The organism is Psychrobacter sp. T6-6 (assembly GCF_052258185.1).
GTDB lineage: Bacteria > Pseudomonadota > Gammaproteobacteria > Pseudomonadales > Moraxellaceae > Psychrobacter.
Window position 1 is genome coordinate 103,048 of record NZ_JBQQEX010000006.1, and the last position, 22,881, is coordinate 125,928.

A 22,881-nucleotide genomic window follows, 5' to 3' on the forward strand; every position below is an offset into this window, starting at 1 on the left:
GTATGATGGTTATGCTTAGCCCCGAACTGAGTGGCTGATTCTTATTATTAAAATGATGTGGTCGTTTTATGAGTAATTTAAAACTTGATAGTGTGATTGCTTGCTTGGATTGTCCCGATCATGTTCAAGCGGTATTAGAGGCGAGTATGTGGGCTTCTACCCGTCTGCAAGCACCTATTGGACTATTACACTCTGCACCAAGCTTACAACAAAAAGCTGCGGTCAATTATTCTGGCTGTCTAAACATCGATGATGAGAATGCATTGCTTGAGCAGTTCACGAGTAAAGAGCATCTGAGCAACTGTGAGTTAAAGGCACAAGGCAGATTGCTACTCTCACAAGCGACCACTTATTGTGAACAGCAGCGCCGCAAGCTTAAAACGTACACCTTACATCGTCATGAGAACCTAAACCAAAGTATCGATTACGTTGATGACAAAGCCCAATTGATCGTTATTGGTCATCATGTTACCTGCAAATCCACCCTAAGTCAGCTTATCAGAGTCAGTCACTGCCCCATTTTGGTGACACATGCACCATTTTTGACCCCTACTACGGCTTTATTTGCTTTTGACAACAGCCCAACGTGCCATAAACTACTCAATTGGCTATGTAAGACGCCACTTGTACGTGCCTTGACCGTACATATTGTTATGGTTGGTAGAGAAAATTCTGACAACTGTGATGCCCTACGCGAAGCTTATGCAAAGCTCAAGCAAGCAGGTATTAAATCCAAAAAGACACTACTAGACTGCCGTGATGTCGCAGCGGCCTTAAATTACTATCAGAATCAAAACGACATCGGTCTACTCATGACAGGCGCCTTCGGTCAGTCTCGTCTGCGTGAATTACTACAAGGTAGCGATACCAAAAAACTGCTAGTCAGTACCAAAACGCCGTATCTGCTATTCCCTAAAGCGTAAGTACGCTGCTGCATACACCCCCTATATCTAAGTACAGAGCACCCGTTACCTTGCTGGCGCTCTGCTGCTTATATCTGTTTTATATTTATCTTCTGTTTATAGCTTCCTCGCAAAAACCCCTTTTGATTGCCGAACTCAAGTTAGCAAATCGTCACATGAAATACGGGGATAGCTTCCCCAAGCACTCAAAAAGTTGGTTATAATAAAGTTGTCATTAACCAAACGCTGAAGATTGATTTACCTTTATTACGTCTATAATGAAGGCTCTCATTGTTGTACCGTCGGTTATATCCTCTATCGGAATGACGGTTATTTTTGAACGGACACGTCCAATTTACTTCCCCTTGAGTAAATTGGCACAGTTCTTGAATAACTTACCGTAAGCAAGGCAGAGATACGACGATGCACCATAATGCCTCTATCAATCTGCAGCATCACACAAATAAGGAATTTTTTTATGAAGCTAATCACTGCGATCTTAAAACCGTTTAAGCTCGATGATGTGCGTGAAGCGCTTTCTGACATCGGTGTCAAAGGTGTTACTGTCACTGAAGTCAAAGGTTTCGGTCGTCAAAAAGGTCACACAGAGCTCTATCGCGGCGCAGAATACGTGGTGGACTTTTTACCTAAGGTAAAAGTTGAAGTTGCTGTGATCGACGAGATGGTCGACCCTGCTATCGAAGCCATCACTCGCATCGCTAGTACTGGCAAGATTGGTGACGGCAAAATCTTTGTTACTGCACTTGAGCAAGTCATTCGTATCCGTACAGGTGAAACCGGACCGGATGCTATCTAGATTTGAGGCCATATCTATAAAAGGAGATTCGTAGATATAGGTTCTTACAGCATTTTTATCTATCGGTCATACCGATATCTATATTGTAAATTCAAGGGGAATGTAAATGGAAAGTCAAATCTTTGAGCTCCAGTATGCGCTCGATACGTTTTACTTTTTGATCTGTGGGGCGTTGGTCATGTGGATGGCCGCTGGCTTCACTATGTTAGAGGCCGGACTGGTCCGATCAAAAAATACGGTCGAAATCTTAACTAAGAATGTCGCGTTATTTGCAACGGCCAGCATTATGTACATGGTATGTGGTTACGCTATTATGTATGGTGGCGATCTGTTCTTAAGCGGAATTGCAGGCGGTGACACTTTAGTAGAAGATGCGTTGGCAGCCTCTGCCGAAAATGGCTTTGGTGGCGACTCCGTTTACTCTGCAGCCTCAGACTTTTTCTTCCAAGTAGTGTTTGTAGCGACCTGTATGTCAATCGTTTCAGGTGCCGTTGCTGAGCGTATGAAATTATGGGCTTTCTTATTGTTTGCAGTCGTCATGACTGGCGTTATCTATCCATTAGAAGGTAGCTGGACTTGGGGTGGCAACGATGTCTTTGGTTTATTCAACCTAGGTGACATGGGCTTCTCTGATTTTGCAGGCTCTGGTATCGTTCATATGGCAGGTGCTGCTGCTGCCCTAGCTGGCGTACTACTATTGGGCTCACGTAAAGGTAAATACGGTCCTAATGGTGAGATACGTGCCATTCCTGGTGCCAATCTACCACTTGCTGCACTTGGTACATTGATCTTATGGATGGGTTGGTTCGGCTTCAACGGCGGCTCAGTACTTAAACTTGGTGATATCGCCAGTGCCAATGCTGTTGCCATGGTATTCTTAAACACTAATGCTGCTGCTGCTGGCGGTGCTGTTGGTGCCTTAATCCTAGCCCGCATCATCTTTGGTAAAGCGGATCTAACCATGCTCCTAAACGGTGCATTAGCAGGTCTAGTGGCCATTACTGCAGAGCCTTCAACCCCTTCTGCACTACAAGCCACTATCTTTGGTGTCATCGCTGGTATCATCGTCGTGTTATCAATCTTAGCTTTAGACAAAATCAAAATTGATGACCCAGTAGGTGCAATCTCAGTTCACGGTGTTGTTGGTTTATTTGGTTTGCTCATTGTACCAATCACTAACCCAGCATCTACCTTTATCGGTCAGATTGTAGGCGCCGCGACTATCTTTGCTTGGGTATTCATTGCTAGCTTAGTAGTCTGGGCAATCATCAAAGCAGTTATCGGTCTACGTATCTCTGAAGAAGACGAGTACGAAGGTGCTGACATCGCTGAATGTGGTATGGAAGCTTACCCAGAGTTTATCAGATAAGATCACTCTCATAAGCTAGACATAAGTCTTAAATGCGCTGATACTGCTTACTGTAGTATCAGCGTTTATTATTTTAATCGATAAGAAACTTCCTCTATTAAACCTTCAATATAGAACTTACTTATTGAACCTAGAAAACAAATCTAGAATATAGAAAAATCCCGCAACACCTTTCGGTAATGCGGGATTTTTTTTATTAAGTTAAGGCTTGATGATTGGTTCTTAATGCTGGCTTATTTCTTTTTCCATTCTTGGCTACGAGAGAATGGACCAATATAACCTCTTAGCTTCAATGTGTTGCCGCTTAAGTTTGCAGTCATACGATAGTCCTTACCTTTTTCAGGGTCAGTGATCGTACCACCGCTATATTTACCACCACCGTCAGACTTCAGACCTTTGATAATAGTCGTACCAACGTGCTTCTTACCTTTGGCTGAATTAGTAGCAACAAGCGTACCTGTCAATACACCGTTTGACTCAGTGATTTTTACAGTACCTTTTGGCTTGCCCTCATCATATGTTTGCCAAGTCGTATTGGCAAGTGGATCAGCGGCAAAAGCCATGCTAGCGATACCAATACCAGCAACTGCTAAAGTGGTTTTTGTAAATAATTTCATAGATTGACTCCCTTCATACAATGATTGCTCGAAACGTTATGTTTCCGATGTCCTATGCTTATCCTTTGCTAGAATCTTTTATTATGAGCTTTGGGATATCTATCTAAGCACTTACACCTTAGGTAGGTATTACCGCAATTGCTCATAAGGTTTTGTTCAAAGACCTGAGCGACATAAGCGATGTCTTGATTCATTATAAGCAATTTTTTAAGTTTGCCTAGTAATTTTTTTATACTTTATTATTTCTGGAAAAATAAAACTATATCAAAGACTTACAGGAAAGGGTTGTCGATATCTTTGCCCAACTGGTCATCAATTTCTTTTGACTTACTGTCATTATTACTATAAAGGCTATTGACCTGAAATGCGTCAATAATCTTACTAGTTAGCTCATGTAACTGCTGGGCTTGCTCATATCCTGACGCATCTAAAGTCAGATCGATATCACCATAAATAACAATCTTGTCTTCTTGATTTTCAATAACTAGCTCGCCTATCTGCATGCTTTGGTGGTTGTTTGCGAATGGCTCAATCATGTATTCATCCTCACTATTAGTATGCTTTGGCGCAATTCTAATCTTTTATGCGTCGATATTTATAAAGCCTTTTACGCTTTTAGCTGTGCAATTAACCATTCTAGAATAGCCCATACAAATAACATCCAGTCAGGCTCTTCGTCTGTAGTATCAGGTGTATCTGAGCGCTCCCCTGCCTTTAATGGTAAATCAAACGCTTGTGTTTTTGTTTGGATGTCTAACATTGGTAAGACATCGATACCCGTTTCAGCGGTTAACTCATCAACACTAATAACATCGATACGTTCTGATTCATCATTGGGTGCGTAGTACACCCCGGCTTGATTGGTTGCTGGAATATATACCGCTTTAAAAAAATGGCTAGGAACCAGTACGCGGTTCGCAAGTTGCTTGGTTTTGCTATTAGTGAATGCTACACCTGTGATGGTATAGACCTCACCGTATTGCTGCGTTAAATATCGAGTAGCCGATTCAATATTACGCCAGATATAACGATTGTTGCGCGGTGACTGCGGCGCGATATTGGCCAGACTGAAACTATCATATTGCTGACTACGCGTTGCCATGTCGGCATTGGGTGCGAGATGTCCGCGATCATAACCTGAACCTGAATAGTCAGATAATGACGCGCGTGCTGACTCCGGGAGCTTACTTTCTTCGTGAAAGCTGTCTTCACGGTCGATTTGTTTTGCTTGTTGTAGGCGTGTCCGATCTAGATACTCTGCTGACCATAGGGGTGTGCGTGATACACCAGAGTACATGACAGCAAAACCATCCATACATAGTGCTTGTGTCTGATTACTCAGTTTGGTATTGGTAAATTCAGGATAAATACCACCATAAAAAGATTGGCTACACTGGCTGAAGTCATCAGCATATGCCTGAGTAGACATACCTATCGTAACAGTCACTATCGCCGTCAGCACGCTATGTTTAAATCCACTTTTGGACTTACTGAAACTTATCATTCAACTCTCAACCATTTATACTTGCTATTACATACTTGCTATCCTAGCAGGCGGCCACCAATAAAGAAAGATAGTGCGCAAGTCGTGACATTTTAAATGGTATCCGCTATACTTAGGCGTTCAAAAAACGGTGAAGTGGGTGAGTGGCTGAAACCGCACGCCTGGAAAGTGTGTATACGTTCATAGCGTATCGAGGGTTCGAATCCCTCCTTCACCGCCAATCTTATCTATTTTGATAAAAGCCCCAGTTTTTCTGTTTTGTCTTACTCTATCCTAAATAAAATTCAAACACTTCAATAGTAAGACTGTCAGTCTATACTTGTCATCTAATGCTGCCTGAATCGTTATTATCTATCAAAAAAACCAACAATAAAGTATATTGCTGGCTCATACCATTCATCTATCGCTGCTAATATCCAAACCTACAGCTACTTACTGCCTATACATCTCTTCATTGCTTCTTTTTCACTGTCACTTAGATTCGTGTATAACTTGTTCAGACCCAAATTGATGCGACATTCGCGTCTGATTTTTCGTATTTTAGCAGATACGACTGGTTTTGGAGTCGCGTCTACTGCTTCTGCAAAGGCAATACTCGGTACCATTGCATTGGCTGAGTAGCCTATTGCACTGAAAAAGATGGCAAATAGTATGAATAAGGTTTGTTTCATTGGCGCTCTCAGTCGATTTTTGAGATGATTATTTAGGACAATTAGTGGATATTTGGCATCATTTTTTTGGTTGGAAAGCATTACTTTGAATAACTAGCGCACGTAGACGATGTTAATAATACTGCCCTTTATCATAGCTAGTCCCTATGTTAAGTAGCTTGATGAAAGTTTAAGAAAGGTAACGATTTTTGAGTTCAACCAGCGCTTACAGACATACAAGTACGCGGTAGTGACAAACGAGGAAGGATATCGATAGATAGCTTTTTATTTATAAATATATACTGAGAATAAAGATACGGCTTACAAATAAAACGTAACCGCTATACCACTGCCGCTCCAAGATAGATCTAAGATAGCTATTTTGGAGCGGCATTTATGATGGTCTTTTAAGTATTTGTACAGCGCTTATAACGCATCTACGGTATAGCGTACGATAACTTCATTATCGAGTACGACATTGGTTGACCAAATGAATTGGGCATCTGCTTTTTCATTATCAAAAATATCTATGAAATTGGTATAAGCTTGTTTATTATCTACCCCAATGGTTTGGTTACTATAAGTAGTAGCGTTCGGCCAACTAGAGTCATCAAAGTCTGCTTGTTGCCAGTTGGTAGGCAATTCCCAATGCAGGCCATAATCTGCCGAACCGTCTTGTACATTAGCTGTGGTAACACAATTACTAGATAGGCGCTCGCTACCTGACTCACTAACACAGGATAAGTCTCTAATCGGCGCGGTATAAAAGGTCTGTGCTTTCCAGTTTTCATCAGTCTTAGCGATGATGCTATTGTCTTTATCTTTGATCACAGCGACTAGACCGCCGTCTCCTGCATGAAACTCTGAGCCTTGATTACTCTCTGAACCAATACCTAAGTTTTCTTCCCAATCCACCAAATGCATAGCAACGGTAAATGGTGCTTTTGCTTTGAAACGCACTATATTTGAATTGAACTGAGTAAATGGCACATTGTCACGTCCAACTGCCACACCATTTACATACATCTCAAAATAATTATCTGCAAAGACGTAAGCGGTATACACTTCACCATCTGCATCTATTTCAATGATGTCTGAACCATCAAGTTGAGCTAAAGCTTCACTGGCAGTGCGATAGTCGTTGCCCGTACAAGGGTTGTTTAAGTCAGACGCCACTGGGAAATCTGTATTGAGCAAATTGGTCGCTGCTGGTACTGTCCATGTTTTACCGTCAGATGACTGGATACTACCAATGTTGGTTTGACGACCACGGTCACATTCATAAGCATTTGTCACGTCAGTCTGGGCAACACCTTGGGTTAAGCTCGCGCTGCCAGTATAGCTGCTGGCATCTGCACTACTATTTACTGATGCTGTCGTTTGCTCATTGGCATTGGCATCGGTAGCCGCTGAGTCTATCTGGGTTTGGCTACACGCTGCCAGCAATACAGCAGATACTGTCGTGGTTAGCAAAGCAGGTATTAAAATAGGTTTCATTAGGATTCCTTAGCATTATATAAGATGGTTTTTGAACTCAGCTTATTATCTCTATAATTGATAATTATCATTAGATACGTATTATTTTTTCTGTGTGTTACCAGTGCGTTTATAAGTCTGTACGGTCGTACCCTCTGGATCAATAAATTCAAAAGTATAAATATCTTTGGTCGCTTCAGTAGCGCCCCAACCATAGTTAAGCTTATGCTCTTGACCGTCATGGGTATACGTTAGACTGTATTGAGTCGGACTTATAATCTTATAATCTGTGATCTCAGCTCCGCGCAAAGGCGTCAGCGCTGGGCGAACGCCATGAGTATGTGCTTGCGGTGAAATTTCATTTTCTGGCGCTTTTGTATCTGGGTTTATAGTGACCTTACCGCGCAAACCTGCAATTAAATACGGAAACTCTGAGGTAGCATGATATTCATAGCTGCCGTCTTCGTTAAATTTGCCTAAATACTCATCAAGCTCATCATCCGTTTCACCATAGACAGGAAAGCCGTCTAGTGCATAAGCAATAGGCTTACCTGCGCCAACTTGTGACTGTAGGTGGGTTGGTGCAAGATGATAGTGGTAATCATCAGCGCGTCCAGAATGCCCGCCCCAATTGTCTAATTCTCCGAATGCTTTGGCGTCCTCACCCCGATTGTTTAATGGGTTGAATATAGGAATGCCATTAGCTGCAATCGCGATGGCGCCTTTCATAAAATTGTCTTTGGCCATTAAAGGCTCATCGGCAAGCTCAGGCTGTAAGGGAATGACCCAACTGTTCTCATCGGTATAATCTTGGTCGATAGGTACTTGCTGTTGCCAACTGGTGATACCTATCATCATTTCGTGGCTTGGAATACCATTTGATTCGATATACAGATATTTATCATCATGATGAGTACTGACGTTATCGAATGAGCCAAATACTGACGCCATAAAATCAATATCATTGGCTGGTACTGGCAAGTGAGCGATCGCCTCTTTGGTCTTTTCACCGATATTTTGGACCGTCTCAGTACTGCTACAAGCAACCAGTAAAGCAGCTGAACCCAATACACCAAAAACTGAATAAGCTACTTTTGAGGTTCGGTTTTTTTTGTGGCGTATGTTCAAAACATAAAGACAAACCAAACCACTCGCTAAGATCAAGCCGCCCAAGAGGTAGAAGAATAAAACAGAGCGCGTGTCACTGTTATCCGTTATAACAGAACTTTCCGCATCAGCTTTGTTTAGGGCAGTCCCATTATCATTGGCAATAACAGTAGTATCGTTTGGATTTTGGATAGCCGTTAATTGATTACTACTTACTAGATTTTCAATCACTGCTAGCTGATTGATCGCTTGAATATGAGCGTTTTTTTCCAGAATATAGGTTTGATCATTGGCTGAAAAATCCGCCAAAATAAAAGAGAGTAGCTGATGGCGACTATCGGTCAGATAAACCGTACTGTCTTCTAATTTGATAAAGTCAGCGGCGACACTAGGCTGGCCTGTGATCTGCCACTCTTTGGCAGGCATGGTATGTTCATTAAGGTCATGGGCATAGGCAGAGGTCAGTGATGAAACTTGTATGGCAGTGACAATAGCAAGCAAGCTGAAAGCTTTAGCCGTTTTTGTGAGGTTCATAAAGCACTCTTGTAGGATATAAGACCTGAAAGGCAATGGTAGTGAAACAGGGAAAACTATCAGTTACCTGTTTATACGTCGTAATTGTTGATATTTATTCAAAAATAAACCTCTTATATTGATTAGATAATATCAACTTTTACTTTATAGAAACTTTAAGAAACGTTAAGTCTTGCTGAGTTTTTCTTCATGAAAGATACTTATATTCTAAGGCTTAGCGCCAAATATTATTTTAAAACACCTAATAGTGAGACTTACCAGCTATATTTATGAAAACTCAAGCAAGATATTGGGCAATATATAAAACACATCATCATATTTGCACTTACCGTAAAAAGGGCAAAAAAACCACCAAAATAATGCGTTATCTAGAAGATACTGAGCGTGGCATTGATGTAAAACAGTAGCTGTTCTCTCACATATTTTCTGACCACCAGTCCGTCAAATGGCTCAAAGCTATGTATCGACACTATATCTCCATGCATCAATACCATATTTCAGTACTCTCAATGATTATCACCTTTTGCTGAACTGTCCGTATAGGTTCATAGTCTAACGTTGAGGTATGATCATAAGCATTAAATAAGCCACTATCTTGAACAACGCTTAATTCGTCCTTACAAAAAAATGACGCCTACTTGAGGCGTCATTTTTAGATAATCAGATATTACTTTTAAGAGCGGTGTCTGTAATCATTTTTACTTTGTTTATCATTTTTATACTTGCTCTGATATTTGTCTTGGTGCTTTTCTTGTGCTTTATGTTTGGCAGCCATTATTTTTGCTTTTTGCTGTGATACCTTTGCCTTGTTTTTGACAACCTTGTGTTTGCTATCTGCTTTTGTTTTAGCATCATGTTTTTGATGCTGTACTTGGGCGGCATGAGACTTTGAGTAATCAGGTGCCGCGTTGGCTTGACCAACCATAGACAAACAAGCGGTAGCGGCTAAAATTGAACTTACTATTATCTTTTTCATTTTATTTTCCCAGTTTCATTCATATTGATGAATAATAATTAAAGATACCTTATGACGTATCAAATAAGATATTGCGATGTCGCATCGCTCTATCGACAAAGAAAATGATAACTGATTCTAGTATTAAGTAGATTTATGAAACATGAAGAAAGGTTGCGATTGTTGCCGTTGTTTGGCACATTCAGACACTAAACTGTAGACAGCCACAAAGTTGTGCTACTAGTGTAAGTAAATAGATGGGCAGACCTAAAAGTATATATATGATGCTTTTGATTACTGTAGAGGCGGATGTAGCATTCAATGTTTAATGTTTAATGTTTAATATTTGACACTTATATAGACAGCGCGACTGATCTATAAGTGCTGACTGGAAAAACTTATGTTTGGGTTATTACGTATTGTATTGATAGCACTTGGACTCATACTTATCATCGACTGTATCGCACTGATAGCCATTGACAAGGTTAATTTTGGCACGGTACTGCCTTTTCTGATAGGTGTAGTTTTTTTGGGTCATGGGCTGGGTGCGCCTATGATTGCTAGAGTGCTTGTCAAACATCCTGTACTGCGTCGTATCTGGTATGGGTTATGGTTAATATTTGGGTTATGGCTCATGAGCTTTTTGGTATTTGTTTACTCATTGCAGCAGCAGATTGCTCGTGGCAAACAAACGCTACCGCCCGTGGCCGCTATTATCGTGCTTGGTTCTGGTACCGTTGCGGGCAAACCCAGCGCCACCCTCGCCAGTCGTCTGGATACGGCAGCAACGCTGATTGAGCAGCAACCACAAGCATTGATCATTACCAGTGGCGGTATCGGTCTGGGGCAGCCGCGCAGTGAGGCAAACATTATGGCAACTTACTTGCAGGACACGCACGACATTTCGCTAGATCGTATTTATCAAGAAGGCAAAAGCACCAGCACTGAGGAAAATTTGGCGTACAGTCAGGATATTCTTGCGCAGCATAGTATCAATAAAAACATGCCCATTGCGATTGTCACCAGTGATTTTCATACCATTCGTGCCGTAGCAATTGCAAAGCATCAAGACTACCAGCAGCCTATGGCCCTCGCCAGCCCAACACCGCTATCTATTCGCTACAATGCCTGGTTTAGAGAGTATTTTGCCTTTGGTAGTGGCTGGTTGCTAAAAGAATACTAATACTTGGAGTATCAAAGACATCATTGCAGTGCACTGCACTGCAATGCACTACACTGCAGTGTATAACACCATGCTATTTTGAGAAGTGCTACGCTATCCTTTGTAAAACATAAACCACAAACTTTGCCTCTGTATTGAATGACGATTTTTCTACTGCTGACAATAATGCTTGTCGCTTCTCACTACGCGCCCGGTACGCATAAGGCGTCATCGTCATTAAATCGGCTAAGTCCTCTGCGGATAGACTCATGTCGGTACTGACACGCTGAGTCTCAACCAACGTAAAATATGGCGCCAATTCCTGTAGAAACTTATCAGAGTCATGCTCACGCACACTATCGAATAAGGCTTCACGTAGCGTCGCCAAATGCCCAACATCTGGTTTGGCAATAATCAGATAGCCATTATCAGCCAACACCTTAGCGAACGCTTCGGGCAAAATGGGGCTAAATATACTACTGATACCGGTAATGCTATGAGGGCGTAGTGGTAGATGCGCCGCACTGGTCACTAGTGGATAGACGGCTGTTGGCTTAGTAACACTATCCTCATTCTGTTGATACCAGAGATGACCTATCGCTTTGCTCACTTTAGCCAGCTCAACCAATGCAGGCTTACTGATATCAGCGGCTATTAACGTGTCTATGAGCGACGAGCCCATTTGTGCCATTGCCTGCGTATAATAACCTTCACCGCAACCGATATCGAGCCAATGAACAGAGTTGGTATTATGCTCATCTGTGGACTCAATTTTTGACAACAGCACTTCCATTTTTTGGCTGATCAGATCCTGCAGCGGTGCATAATACCCTTGGTTCAAAAACCGTTTACGCGCATTGATAGACGCTTGACTGTCGCCAGGTGCTTTGGACTTTTTCTGTTGCACAGGCAGCAGATTGACGTAGCCTTGACGGGCAACGTCAAAGGGGTGCGAGGTGTTTTTGGGATGCAAACTACCATCACAGCGCCACGTATCTGCGGCTGGCTGTAGTGGTGACTGGCAAAGTGGACAAATAAATAAGGACACAGATATCTCAAAGTCATAGCAATATGACTCGCATTTTAACAAATTTCGTGTGCCTTGAACGATAAAAAGCCACCTCAATATTGTTTGAAATGGCTTTTAGGAGGCTGGTATAAGTGTACTTACAATACGGTTTGAGGCTGACGTTTTAACGCAGCTTCAATGTCATCAGTCCAAGAATAACAAGTATGATAGCGATAATCCAAAACCTGGCTACTACTTGTGTTTCTTTCCAGCCAATCTCTTCGAAATGATGATGCAGCGGTGCCATACGGAAAACGCGCTTTTTGCGCAGTTTATAAGAACCCACTTGTAGCATCACTGATAGCGCCTCAGCAACAAACAAACCACCCATAATAGCAAAGGCAATCTCTTGTCTCGTCATCACCGCAATCGTACCTAGCATCGCACCGAGTGCCAGTGCACCGACATCTCCCATAAATACCTGCGCTGGGTGAGCATTGAACCATAAGAAACCAAGTCCTGCCCCAACCATCGCGCCACAAACAATGAGAACTTCAGAGTTATAGGCAATATAAGGCACATGCAAGTAATCTGCAAAGCGCACATCACCCGATACATAAGCCATTGCGCCCAAACCTGCAGCAACCAAAACGACTGGCAAAATCGCCAAACCATCTAAACCGTCCGTGAGATTGACCGCATTGGAGGCGCCATTGATCACAAAGTAAGTAAAGATAATAAAACCAATACCAAAGGGCACTGCTGAAAATGGAATCATCCAGTCTTTGAATACGGGCAATAACAGGTCCTGCATCTCACGAGTGGTGTTGATGTCTGGCTGTAGTGTGGCGATATAGTACAACGAGACACCGACGAACAATGCGCCCATCGACAACCAAAAATATTTCTTTCGTGCGATCAGACCTTTGGGGTCTTTATATTTAATTTTGAGCCAATCATCTGCCCAGCCTACCGCGCCAAAAATAACCATAACAACGAGCAAAATCCAAACGTAAGGATTATTTAGGCGTGCCCATAGCAGCGTCGATATGCCAATAGCACTCAGAATGAGTACCCCGCCCATGGTAGGCGTACCTGTCTTGGCCAAATGCGATTGAGGCCCATCGTTCCGAATAGCCTGGCCGTATTTGAGCGAACGCAAATGTCGAATGACACGTCCGCCAAAAACCATGCTAAACATAAGCGCGGTGACGACCGCGAGCAGTGCTCTTAGCGTCAACGAAGAAACCGCAGAAAACGGCGTATAATACTGACCAAGCCAGCCAAACAACCAAACTAACACCGCCTACTCCTCTACTAATGCATGTATAAGTGTTTCCATTTTCATGGAGCGCGAGCCTTTGAACAACACAGTGCAAGGCTTAGCTTGTTGCGCTTGTAAATACGGCTGTAAATATTCTAATAAACTGTCTTTGTCTGCAAATGCATGCGCATTGATATCAGAAATCTCTTGCGCGCCGGCAACAGTATAGGCGGCATACTCACCTACACACAGCAATACATCAATACCTGTGGTCGCGATAGTACGGCCCAAGCTTTGATGCTCACTAACTGCCGCATCCCCAAGCTCACCGATATCCCCTAACACCATCACTTGCGTGCCCGTTTGTGCAGCCAGCACTTTAGCAGCGGCACGTACCGAGTGAGGATTAGCATTATACGTATCATCAATAAGGCGATGCATACCCAGTATCTGACTGTTCAGGCGACCTTTTGCTGGACGCGCATTTTCTAGACCCACAACGATATCATTGACCTCAATATCTAGCGCGTATGCACAGGCGGCAGCGGCCAAAGCATTATTGACATTATGCTCGCCTGCTAATGGCAAATTGATATCATGAATTTGATTACCGATATGTAGCTTAAACTCACTACGCTCAGGTTCTACATCCAGATGACTTGCACTGACATCGGTATTACCGAACCCAATCACATGTGAAGTGTGCTTTTCAGCAATACGGCGCAACTGATTGGTAAAATCATCCTTATCAGGCACTATCGCATACTGCGCGTCCGTCAAAGTGTGATAAATCTCTGCTTTGGTTTGGCAAATCCCTTCACGGCTACCAAACTCGCCTAAATGGGCAGTACCGATATTTAGGATACAGGCCACGTCAGGGCGGACGATCTCAGTCGTATAAGCGATCTCACCAATATGATTGGCACCCAATTCTAAAATAGCATAGCGATGATGATCTGATAGCTCAAGCAGCATCATTGGCACGCCCAAATCATTATTGAGGTTGCCACGAGTAATCAATGTCGGCGCCAATCTACCAAAAATGCTACCCAGCATCTCTTTGCAGGTTGTTTTGCCACTCGAGCCTGTAATAGCAATCACGGTCAGGTCTGTGTGCTGCTGACGTCGATAGCTGGCCAATTGACCTAAAGCCAAACGGGTGTCACTTACCACCAACTGCGGGATAGTATTTGCATCGGATGATGCGGTAGGACGAGACACGATAGCAGCAATTGCACCTTTTGATGCTGCCATATCAATATAATCATGACCATCAAAATTCTCACCACTTAACGCCAAAAAGATATCACCTGGTTTTATCGTGCGAGTGTCGGTAGCGATACGCTTACTGGCTAGAGCGACTTCTCCTGCATTTGTATGGTCTTGTGGCAGTTGCCAATGACCATCGAGCGACGCTGTCGCAGCAAGCATATTATCCATTTGCCAGACATAAAGCCCTTGCGACTGGATGGTGTTATCGGTGTCGGCTGTCATAGTGGTTACCTTATATGATGACTACTTAATTTTTGTATTTAATGATCACTCTTGACTATTTTATGCAGCGAGAGTCTATCGGCTATACACGGCCCGCTTGTTCTAATACCTGTTGCAAAATAACACTGTCATCAAAGTCATAACGAACATTGTTGATTTCTTGGTAAGTTTCATGGCCTTTGCCTGCAATGACGACGATGTCATCTGGACCCGCCTGACTGACGGCATACACAATTGCTTGTTGGCGCGCAGGCTCTATGTGAGTGTGTTGATATTGCTCAGCACTCATTCCAGCTTGCATGTCTTGCAAAATAGCAGTGGGGTCTTCGGTACGTGGATTGTCCGCAGTTAGGACAACTTTATCAGCACCTGCTAGACCTGCTTGTGCCATCAGCGGACGCTTACCTGCATCACGGTCGCCGCCGCAACCAAATACTGCCCACAATTGGCCCTTACAGTGGGTCTTCAAACTCGCTAACACCTGACTGAGTGCATCTGGTGTATGCGCATAATCAACGATAAAACAGCCATCATTAGATGGCACACGCTGCATACGCCCGACAGCGCCTTGTAACTGTGTCACTGCCTCTGCAATGCGATGAATACTTATATCTGAATGGGCAGCATTTAACTGAACATCATTTAACTGAGTTCTATTTGACTGATTTTTATTTGACTGGGTATTCAGCGCCGTAGTAGCGGCTATCGCGGCGAGTAAATTGGCTACATTAAAACGGCCCAATAATGGACTAACAATATCTATAGTCGTGGCTTGCTCATCACCAAAATCTGTACGTAAGCTAATCTTGACCCCTTGCAGACTCGGCGTGATATCAGCCGCGACAAAGGTAGCGGATGCCAACGGGTCTAAACTGTAGGTCCATACCGTTAATTTACTAGCGCGTGCAGTCTCTAGCATCACCTGAGCATGCTCGTCATCAATATTGATAATGGCATGAGTTAGATCTGGAAAATGTGCCGTATCAAACAGCCTGGCTTTGGCGGCAGCATATTCTGCCATATCGGCATGATAGTCTAAGTGATCACGGCTAAGATTGGTATAAATTGCCACAGAAACAGGCATACCTTGCAAGCGCTGCTGATCTAAACCATGAGAGCTGGCTTCTAGTGCCAGTATTTCAGCACTCTCTGCACCCATTTGATACAAAAACTGCTGTACAGCCAAGGCGTCTCCTGTGGTATGACTCGCCTGCACTAACGCGCCAAGCCTACCATTACCTGCGGTACCCATCACCGCGCTACTCATACCTGTCAATTGTGTAAGCTGCGCTACCAATTGACTGATAGTGGTCTTGCCATTAGTACCTGTCACCGCCACTACTTTGGGTAATGTCACTGGCTGCTGATATTGTAGATACGCTTGGATTAAACTACCCAAAAAATCACGGATGTTAGGAACGTATAAGACTGGGCATGGGAGTGCTGCTAATTGCTGTGACGCATCGCTTTTGCTATCTACCGCCAACGCATTACTGGTATCTACAGAGCCACTCATTTCGCTCATTAAGGTGATAGGATCAATTTCTGATAGCACAAAAGCCGCTTTTGAGGCGGCCTGCAACAGATAATCGCGGCTTTTTTGAATGTTCGGCGTGTGGCTGTTTAAAAGGATAAATACGTCATTATCAGACAGTTGGCGACTGTCTAATTGAAACTGCCGAAAGGCGATATCAGCGATAGGATGAACCTGAGCTGAGATTGCCTGATTTGCCGCCTTTTGAGCCGATGTTGCCATCATTTCTGTCAATTGCTGCGTCAGTCTGCTATCGCTAGTATCGATAAGCTGTTGCAAAGTAACAGAGATAACAGGGGCGCCATTTGGCGATAAGGTAGGCAAGGTCATGAGCGATTCCTAAACAGTTAATACAAATCAGCGCTTAGAAGCGCTGACTACTTAAAATAATTCAACGCCTACTGTGGTTCTGTTTTGAGCGGCTTATCCAAAGGCACATTGTACAATCGTAACGCCTCTTTCATAACGTTATGAAATACAGGGGCAACGGTGAGGCCAGCATAGATTTGACCACGCGGATCTTCAATAAGCATCACGCCTACAAGCTTTGGATTAGAGGCTGGTGCCATACCAGCAAACACATTGCGATACTGATCAGTATAATAGCCGCCTTCTGGATTGATGCGGCGCGAGGTACCTGTCTTACCTGCCACACGATAGCCATCAATAGCAGCGGCTTTGGCGGTACCGCCTGGCTCAGTCACACTCTCGAGCATTTGGACGATCGACATCGCTTGTTCGCGCGCCATAATACGTTTGCTGGGCTGCGGCTTGTCATTTTTGATTAAGGTCAATGGGTGCATTACTCCGCCTGCCGCTAGTGCTGAATAAGCTTGAGCCACCTGTGCTAGCGTTACTTGTAGACCGTAACCGTAACTGACCGTCGCACGCCGTGAGGTTTCTTTTTCTTTTGGTGTCACAATGAGACCACTGCCTTCACCTGGGAACTGTAAAGGGGTTTTTGTCCCAAAGCCAAACTGTTTTTGCATGTTGGTAATGGCTTCAGGCGGTAGCGAGAGCGCAATCTTGGTAGAGGCGACGTTACTGGATTTTTGTAGCAGCGTTGCCATGTTGATCATACCAAGATTATTATGATCTCGAATGGTATAGCCGCGCACACGAATTGAGCCAGGGTTGGTATCAATCAAGGTAGTCGGTGTATATTTACCTGAGTCCAATGCAGCAGCAACGGTAAATGGTTTCATAACTGAACCTGGTTCAAACACATCTAACAGCGCGCGGTTACGTTGGTTTTCGCCCGTCATCTCATTGAGATTATTTGAGTTAAATGACGGCCATGTCGATAGTGCCAGTACCTCGCCCGTTTGCACATCGACGATCATACCTGTTGACCAGCGTGCTTTTTGCAAGCGTCCTGCTTTTTCCAGCTCTTTGTAGAGCAAATACTGCAAACGCGAATCAATCGTCAGGGCCACATCTTTACCTGGTATCTCAGGCTCGATTTGCTTGATCTCTTTTAGACTGTTTTGTTTGGCATCTTTCAAGACCAGCACTTTACCGTCATCACCTGCCAGCTCTTTTTCATGCTGACGCTCAATACCAGCACGGCCCTCATAACCGCCCTCGGGATCATTGGCATTCTGTCCCATAAATCCTAGTAGCTGCGCATTAGATTGCGGCTGCGGGTAATAACGCTGAAAGAAGTTTTTCTCGTGGACACCAGGGAAGTCAAGGGAGCTGACGCTTTGAGCAATCTCAGGCGTTACTTTGTTGAGCAGCGGTAGATAATGCGAGCCTGCACCAGATGGCAGTGCCGCTTTGACAGCATCCTTGTCAGTCACATCGAGACTGTCATCGATTGCGGTGACTTTTTTTAGCTCATCGACTGAAATATTAGCAGCCGTTGCTAGCGTGGTCAGATCCATATTATCCAAGCGTTTTTGCATACGCGCCTGTAGTTGTGGACTACTAGGGTTGGTCAAAATAATACGCTTAAGCTCGTAATACTCACTGGCGTAATCGTGCGGACTAAATGATACGGTCGCAAGCGGCGCACTGACTGCAAGCGGTAAGTTATTGCGATCTGTAATCATGCCTCGATAAGATTTTTGTGTGCGCTCACTGGTGATGAGCTCATTGCCTTTGTCTTGATAAAACTGCGCATTAGCCACTTGGATATAATAGGCACGGCCAATCAATAACACTAATATTACCAGCGCCAAACCCCAAACAGTACGAAAACGGTTTTTGTCTTGCTCAAAACCGCCACGAGAAGAAGCGCCAGAGGCCTTACCTAAGAACCCTCGTTTGCTCTTTGAGTTTTTTCCAGCGTTATAAGCGCCTTTGGTATCGCTCTTTTTTATACGGCCAAATAGCTTTGCCTTACGATTGCCTGCCGCTTTATCACTCGCTTGCCCAGATTTGGCAGCGCTAGCACGGCGCAACGGCTTTGTTACCTTACCGCTGGCTGGTTTTTTGCCGGTGCTTTTTGCTGTAGGTTTGGTTTTTTTCTCACTCATTGTCCTGCCTCCATTGCCGGTTCTTCAGGAGAGATGTCGGTGGAAGCACGTGGACCAGTAGCGTCAGTCAACTCTTCGTCTGAGTCATCAGAAACTACTGGCACCAACGCTGTCGCGACGCCAGGCTGGATAATAAGCTTGTCTTTTAGGGTTGGGGAGTACATGCCCAGTTCAGCAACGGCACGGCTGGCAATCTGAGGTGTGGCGCTGAAGGTTTGCTGCTCAATCAATAGCCGCTGGTGCTCTACTTGTAACTTACGCTCTTGTTTTTTCATGTCTTGCAAGGTTTTATAATCCTGATGATATTGCTGAACTTCTTCGGCAGTTTTGATACCACTCCAGACGATTGCGGCTGCCAGTAGCAGCAGTACGACCACATAAATGCTTACCACATTGAATCGGCGCACGAACAGCTCGCCGATATCGGTGTTGGAGGGTACAGCGCGGCGATTTGCAGGTTTGTCAGATATTGCCATGACGATCTCAAAAAAGTGAACGTAAACGATAAAGTAAATAGTGAGTTGCAAACAACGAACTTAACATTGCCCAGCAGTACCATCAATAAAAATAAAACCAGAGATAACCATCGTATGACCGTAGCAGCCTGACTATAAAAGCCTATGACTATAGAGGTCTACAATTATCAATGTATCCTGTTAAAACCAGATCTACTGCCGTGCTAGATTAAATGAATGGACACTTAATTTTAGCTTAGAAGATGATCGATCCATGAGTCCATAAGCCTCATAGATCGTGAAACAGATAAAAATTATTTGCCGAGCCTAACAGACAATATTTACAGCTTTTTAACAGTGGCGTAGCGATTAAGACATTTGCACATCATTGAGATAGACAATAGCAACCATACGCGACCTGCTTAGTGCTTTCATCCAAGATTTATGATGCGTCCGTTTGCTGATACGCTGTATCAGTACGAGTGGCCAGTCGCAACCAGGCGCTGCGCGCGCGCGGATTCTGACTGGTTTCAGCTTTGCTAGGGCCAACGCGTTTTGGCTTGCTAAAATAACGCGGACGATTCGGCGGCATCGGTAGATTTTCGTCTTCTGGATACTGGCCTTTACTATGACGCTGCAAAAACTGTTTGATACGGCGATCTTCTAATGAGTGAAAGCTAATCACCGCCAGCTGACCACCTGGTTTTAAAATCGGAATGCTTTGCGCTAAAAAGTCATCGACATCTCCCAGCTCATTGTTAATAAAGATACGCATGGCCTGAAAGCTTTGTGTCGCTGGATGCTTACCGCGTTGCCAATTAGGATGCGCTACTTTGATCACTTCTGCCAGCTCAAGCGTAGAGTCATAGCCCTCCATCTGTTTGATAGCGCGAGCAATACGGCGACTGTGACGCTCTTCACCAAACTCATAGAGCACATTGGCCAACGTCTCATCATCGACTGTTTCAAGCCAATCGGCAACTGACTGGCCACGGCTGGTATCCATACGCATGTCCACTGCCCCATCACGCATAAAGCTAAAGCCGCGACTACCATCATCAATCTGCGGTGATGAAATGCCCAAATCCGCCATCAACCCATCCACTTCACTGATGCCCATAGCAGCTAGACTGTCAGTCAAGGTCGCAAAGCTGTCATGAACCACACGCACACGGCTGTCTTTACTTGCCAACTCTTGCGCTACGCTAATGGCCGTTGGGTCTTTGTCAAAGACAATCAGTGTGGCATCATCAGCAAGTTGACTTAATAGTAACCTACTATGACCGCCACGACCGAAGGTCGCATCGACGTAAATCCCACTTATATCTAAGCTATCTTGGTTATTTGGGCTATTTTGGTCGCTTGCTTTTTGCTTAGGTAATGCTTTTACGCCCAGCACTGCAGCGACAGCCTCTTGTAATAGCACCGCATCATGGACAAAACTTAATTCATCAGACGTGATATCGCCCTCATGACGGGCGTGAGTAATATCCATATCGACATTTTGCGTAGACGCATCACTTGTCAATGATGGGCTGGGCGCTGACTCAGAGAGATCAGTGGCAATAGAAGAACTGGCTTTCGATTTTGGCTTAGACTTTGATAGGGACACAAACAACTCAATAGATGACGACCATACTGGCCAGTAATTGGATGAAAATAAACAAGTTATGACTTGCCTAGCATTATTATCGCAAGGATACACGGCGAGTCAAGCACTAGAAGGGCTTTTCATTAAAAATATCACATGTCTCTGTTATACTAGCGCTATATTTTACGCTATTTCTTCACATCGACTTCATATCTTTCATCGCTATTTATACTAATAGCTTATATCGATAGCAAATTTTGAGACTTTTACCATGCAAACCTCTACTGACAGCACACGCCCTGTGCGCACGCGTATCGCCCCTTCACCTACTGGCTTCCCACACGTAGGTACTGCTTATATTGCGCTATTCAACCTAGCATTTGCCAAAGCGCATGGCGGCGAATTCATCTTACGTATCGAAGATACTGACCAGACGCGCTCGACTGAGCAATCAGAACAAATGATTTTGGACGCCTTACGCTGGGTCGGACTAGATTGGGCGGAAGGTCCAGATATTGGTGGCCCGCATGCCCCTTATCGTCAGAGCGAGCGCAGCGATATCTACAAAAAACACGCCGAGATACTCATAGAAAAAGACCATGCGTTCCGCTGTTTTTGTACTAGCGAAGAGTTAGATGCCATGCGTGCTGAGCAAATGGCCAACGGCGAGACCCCTCGTTATGATGGTCGCTGTGCTCATCTTGCACCGGAAAAAACTGAGCAATTGGTAAGCGAGGGCAAGCCGCATGTGATTCGTATGCGTGTACCGACTGAAGGCATCTGTCACGTAAATGACATGCTGCGCGGTACCGTTGAGATTCCTTGGACCCAAGTCGACATGCAAGTGCTACTAAAAACAGATGGCATGCCAACGTATCATCTAGCCAACGTCGTCGATGACCATCTGATGGAAATCACCCACGTCATGCGCGGTGAAGAGTGGCTGAACTCTGCGCCTAAACATCAGCTGCTTTATGAGTATTTTGGTTGGGAGATGCCAACCCTTTGTCATATGCCGCTACTGCGTAACCCAGATAAGTCAAAGCTCTCTAAGCGTAAAAACCCAACGTCGATCACCTACTATCGTGATGCAGGCGTACTGCCTGAAGCATTGTTAAACTATCTTGGGCGTATGGGCTACTCAATGCCTAATGATGCCGAGCAATTTACCTTGGATGAGATGATCGCAAGCTTCGATATTCAGCGTGTGTCGCTTGGCGGCCCTATATTCGACATCGAAAAGCTCAACTGGGTCAATAGCGAATGGCTACGTGCGCTCACCCCTGAAGAGCTAAAGAACAAAATTCTTGAATGGGCCAGCAATAGTGACAAGCTCACCGCAATCGCAGCGGCGATTCAACCACGTATCGAGCTATTGTCTGATGCGGTAAACTGGGGAGGTTTTTACTTCCAAAACTTACCTGATATTAATGCTGAGAGCTTCACTCATAAGACGCTTGCACCTGAGCAAATTATCGAGATGCTGCAATTGGCGCTTTGGCAGCTTGAGACCCTACCAACGTGGTCGGAAGAAAACATCTATGCCACGTTAAAAGGCCTTGCTGCTCACCTTGATATCAAGATGCGCGACTTTATGGCGCCGTTCTTTATCGCTATCGCTGGTAGCACGTCATCGACGCCCGTTATGAACTCCATGGCGATTATCGGTGCTGATATGACATTGACTCGCTTGCGTCATGCGGTTGATGTACTAGGTGGTTTGGGTAAAAAGAAACTTAAAAAGCTTGAAAAACAAGCGGCAGAATTACCAGATTTCTTAGCCTCTGCTGAATAGTTCAGTTGCTGCATAGTTTATCGGCTAAACAGCCTAAATAGTTTCAGCCAATTAGCCAAACTTGTTGAATGTAAAAGGGTCAGGCCATCTCTGACCCTTGTTTCGTTGTTGATAAGCACTACTACTCTCAGAATATAAAAATCTCTTACTCAATATTTTAATTGGA

18 protein-coding genes and 1 tRNA gene are annotated in these 22,881 nt (G+C 44.2%); 6 read left to right on the top strand and 13 right to left on the bottom strand.

Translation table 11 applies throughout. From position 1 onward, the window contains the following. Positions 1–68: 68 nt before the first annotated feature. The 3 genes from ACTXGL_RS10490 (at position 69) to ACTXGL_RS10500 (ending at position 3,088) form a co-directional block, all read left to right on the top strand. Positions 69–923 carry a universal stress protein gene (locus tag ACTXGL_RS10490; RefSeq protein ID WP_443526738.1) on the top strand — a complete coding sequence of 285 codons (855 nt, stop codon included), beginning with the start codon at positions 69–71 and terminating at the stop codon, positions 921–923. A gap of 457 nt (positions 924–1,380) precedes the next feature. Continuing rightward, positions 1,381–1,719 carry a P-II family nitrogen regulator gene (locus tag ACTXGL_RS10495; RefSeq protein WP_201556743.1) on the top strand — a complete coding sequence of 113 codons (339 nt, stop codon included), beginning with the start codon at positions 1,381–1,383 and terminating at the stop codon, positions 1,717–1,719. A 106-nt stretch (positions 1,720–1,825) separates the two neighbouring features. After that, positions 1,826–3,088, top strand: coding sequence for an ammonium transporter (locus ACTXGL_RS10500; protein ID WP_319051986.1), 1,263 nt, complete (start codon positions 1,826–1,828; stop codon positions 3,086–3,088). A 233-nt stretch (positions 3,089–3,321) separates the two neighbouring features. Here ACTXGL_RS10500 and ACTXGL_RS10505 read toward each other — a convergent pair whose 3' ends face one another. From ACTXGL_RS10505 to ACTXGL_RS10515, 3 genes are all read right to left on the bottom strand, one after another. Further along, positions 3,322–3,705, bottom strand: a complete 384-nt coding sequence (locus ACTXGL_RS10505; RefSeq protein WP_319051985.1) for a DUF2147 domain-containing protein — start codon at positions 3,703–3,705, stop codon at positions 3,322–3,324. Positions 3,706–3,977: 272 nt separating this feature from the next. Next, the gene (locus ACTXGL_RS10510; RefSeq protein ID WP_443526739.1) at positions 3,978–4,241 is read right to left on the bottom strand and encodes a hypothetical protein; all 264 of its coding nucleotides are present in this window, start codon (positions 4,239–4,241) and stop codon (positions 3,978–3,980) included. 71 nt (positions 4,242–4,312) lie between these two features. Continuing rightward, positions 4,313–5,134 (bottom strand): DNA/RNA non-specific endonuclease, encoded by an 822-nt coding sequence (locus ACTXGL_RS10515; RefSeq protein WP_443526740.1) that lies wholly within the window; start codon positions 5,132–5,134, stop codon positions 4,313–4,315. 204 nt (positions 5,135–5,338) lie between these two features. Between ACTXGL_RS10515 and ACTXGL_RS10520 the strand changes: the two genes are divergently transcribed. Continuing rightward, positions 5,339–5,429: transfer RNA gene (locus ACTXGL_RS10520), tRNA-Ser, on the top strand. An 856-nt stretch (positions 5,430–6,285) separates the two neighbouring features. Here ACTXGL_RS10520 and ACTXGL_RS10525 read toward each other — a convergent pair. The 3 genes from ACTXGL_RS10525 to ACTXGL_RS10535 all read right to left on the bottom strand — a co-directional run bounded on the left by ACTXGL_RS10525 (position 6,286) and on the right by ACTXGL_RS10535 (position 9,952). Further along, positions 6,286–7,356 (bottom strand): hypothetical protein, encoded by a 1,071-nt coding sequence (locus tag ACTXGL_RS10525; protein ID WP_443526742.1) that lies wholly within the window; start codon positions 7,354–7,356, stop codon positions 6,286–6,288. Between the two features lie 81 nt (positions 7,357–7,437). After that, on the bottom strand, positions 7,438–8,976 hold the full coding sequence (locus ACTXGL_RS10530) for a YHYH protein (protein WP_443526743.1): 1,539 nt from the start codon (positions 8,974–8,976) through the stop codon (positions 7,438–7,440). A gap of 673 nt (positions 8,977–9,649) precedes the next feature. After that, a complete protein-coding gene (locus tag ACTXGL_RS10535) occupies positions 9,650–9,952 on the bottom strand; it encodes a hypothetical protein (RefSeq protein ID WP_443526744.1) in 303 nt (100 codons plus the stop codon). Positions 9,953–10,331: 379 nt separating this feature from the next. On the opposite strand from ACTXGL_RS10535, the gene ACTXGL_RS10540 reads away from it, so the two are divergent. Then, positions 10,332–11,114, top strand: a complete 783-nt coding sequence (locus ACTXGL_RS10540) for a YdcF family protein (protein WP_443526745.1) — start codon at positions 10,332–10,334, stop codon at positions 11,112–11,114. An 88-nt stretch (positions 11,115–11,202) separates the two neighbouring features. Here ACTXGL_RS10540 and ACTXGL_RS10545 read toward each other — a convergent pair whose 3' ends face one another. From ACTXGL_RS10545 to rsmH, 7 genes are all read right to left on the bottom strand, one after another. After that, positions 11,203–12,147 (bottom strand): putative RNA methyltransferase, encoded by a 945-nt coding sequence (locus ACTXGL_RS10545; protein WP_443526822.1) that lies wholly within the window; start codon positions 12,145–12,147, stop codon positions 11,203–11,205. A 139-nt stretch (positions 12,148–12,286) separates the two neighbouring features. Beyond that, the gene (gene mraY, locus ACTXGL_RS10550) at positions 12,287–13,405 is read right to left on the bottom strand and encodes a phospho-N-acetylmuramoyl-pentapeptide-transferase (RefSeq protein ID WP_443526747.1); all 1,119 of its coding nucleotides are present in this window, start codon (positions 13,403–13,405) and stop codon (positions 12,287–12,289) included. Between the two features lie 3 nt (positions 13,406–13,408). Next, positions 13,409–14,860, bottom strand: coding sequence for a UDP-N-acetylmuramoyl-tripeptide--D-alanyl-D-alanine ligase (locus ACTXGL_RS10555; RefSeq protein ID WP_443526749.1), 1,452 nt, complete (start codon positions 14,858–14,860; stop codon positions 13,409–13,411). A gap of 82 nt (positions 14,861–14,942) precedes the next feature. After that, positions 14,943–16,724, bottom strand: coding sequence for a Mur ligase family protein (locus ACTXGL_RS10560; RefSeq protein WP_443526751.1), 1,782 nt, complete (start codon positions 16,722–16,724; stop codon positions 14,943–14,945). A gap of 68 nt (positions 16,725–16,792) precedes the next feature. Further along, positions 16,793–18,874, bottom strand: a complete 2,082-nt coding sequence (locus ACTXGL_RS10565) for a peptidoglycan D,D-transpeptidase FtsI family protein (protein WP_443526753.1) — start codon at positions 18,872–18,874, stop codon at positions 16,793–16,795. Next, a complete protein-coding gene (ftsL, locus tag ACTXGL_RS10570) occupies positions 18,871–19,350 on the bottom strand; it encodes a cell division protein FtsL (protein WP_319052334.1) in 480 nt (159 codons plus the stop codon). Before ftsL ends, ACTXGL_RS10565 begins: the two co-directional genes overlap by 4 nt. A 421-nt stretch (positions 19,351–19,771) precedes the next feature. After that, complete coding sequence (rsmH, locus tag ACTXGL_RS10575) at positions 19,772–20,824, bottom strand: 16S rRNA (cytosine(1402)-N(4))-methyltransferase RsmH (RefSeq protein WP_443526823.1); 1,053 nt, start codon at positions 20,822–20,824, stop codon at positions 19,772–19,774. A gap of 367 nt (positions 20,825–21,191) precedes the next feature. Here rsmH and gltX point away from each other — a divergent pair, with 367 nt between their 5' ends. Then, complete coding sequence (gene gltX / locus ACTXGL_RS10580; protein WP_443526754.1) at positions 21,192–22,715, top strand: glutamate--tRNA ligase; 1,524 nt, start codon at positions 21,192–21,194, stop codon at positions 22,713–22,715. Positions 22,716–22,881: the final 166 nt, after the last annotated feature.

What these genes read in the sequence shown, in the direction of transcription:
- ACTXGL_RS10490 (WP_443526738.1), top strand. Translation starts at nt 69, where the DNA reads ATGAGTAATTTAAAACTTGATAGTGTGATTGCTTGCTTGGATTGTCCC.
- ACTXGL_RS10495 (WP_201556743.1), top strand. Translation starts at nt 1,381, where the DNA reads ATGAAGCTAATCACTGCGATCTTAAAACCGTTTAAGCTCGATGATGTG.
- ACTXGL_RS10500 (WP_319051986.1), top strand. Translation starts at nt 1,826, where the DNA reads ATGGAAAGTCAAATCTTTGAGCTCCAGTATGCGCTCGATACGTTTTAC.
- ACTXGL_RS10505 (WP_319051985.1), bottom strand. Translation starts at nt 3,705, where the DNA reads ATGAAATTATTTACAAAAACCACTTTAGCAGTTGCTGGTATTGGTATC.
- ACTXGL_RS10510 (WP_443526739.1), bottom strand. Translation starts at nt 4,241, where the DNA reads ATGATTGAGCCATTCGCAAACAACCACCAAAGCATGCAGATAGGCGAG.
- ACTXGL_RS10515 (WP_443526740.1), bottom strand. Translation starts at nt 5,134, where the DNA reads ATGTCTACTCAGGCATATGCTGATGACTTCAGCCAGTGTAGCCAATCT.
- ACTXGL_RS10525 (WP_443526742.1), bottom strand. Translation starts at nt 7,356, where the DNA reads ATGAAACCTATTTTAATACCTGCTTTGCTAACCACGACAGTATCTGCT.
- ACTXGL_RS10530 (WP_443526743.1), bottom strand. Translation starts at nt 8,976, where the DNA reads ATGAACCTCACAAAAACGGCTAAAGCTTTCAGCTTGCTTGCTATTGTC.
- ACTXGL_RS10535 (WP_443526744.1), bottom strand. Translation starts at nt 9,952, where the DNA reads ATGAAAAAGATAATAGTAAGTTCAATTTTAGCCGCTACCGCTTGTTTG.
- ACTXGL_RS10540 (WP_443526745.1), top strand. Translation starts at nt 10,332, where the DNA reads ATGTTTGGGTTATTACGTATTGTATTGATAGCACTTGGACTCATACTT.
- ACTXGL_RS10555 (WP_443526749.1), bottom strand. Translation starts at nt 14,860, where the DNA reads ATGACAGCCGACACCGATAACACCATCCAGTCGCAAGGGCTTTATGTC.
- ACTXGL_RS10560 (WP_443526751.1), bottom strand. Translation starts at nt 16,724, where the DNA reads ATGACCTTGCCTACCTTATCGCCAAATGGCGCCCCTGTTATCTCTGTT.
- ACTXGL_RS10565 (WP_443526753.1), bottom strand. Translation starts at nt 18,874, where the DNA reads ATGAGTGAGAAAAAAACCAAACCTACAGCAAAAAGCACCGGCAAAAAA.
- ftsL (WP_319052334.1), bottom strand. Translation starts at nt 19,350, where the DNA reads ATGGCAATATCTGACAAACCTGCAAATCGCCGCGCTGTACCCTCCAAC.
- rsmH (WP_443526823.1), bottom strand. Translation starts at nt 20,824, where the DNA reads ATGGATATTACTCACGCCCGTCATGAGGGCGATATCACGTCTGATGAA.
- gltX (WP_443526754.1), top strand. Translation starts at nt 21,192, where the DNA reads ATGCAAACCTCTACTGACAGCACACGCCCTGTGCGCACGCGTATCGCC.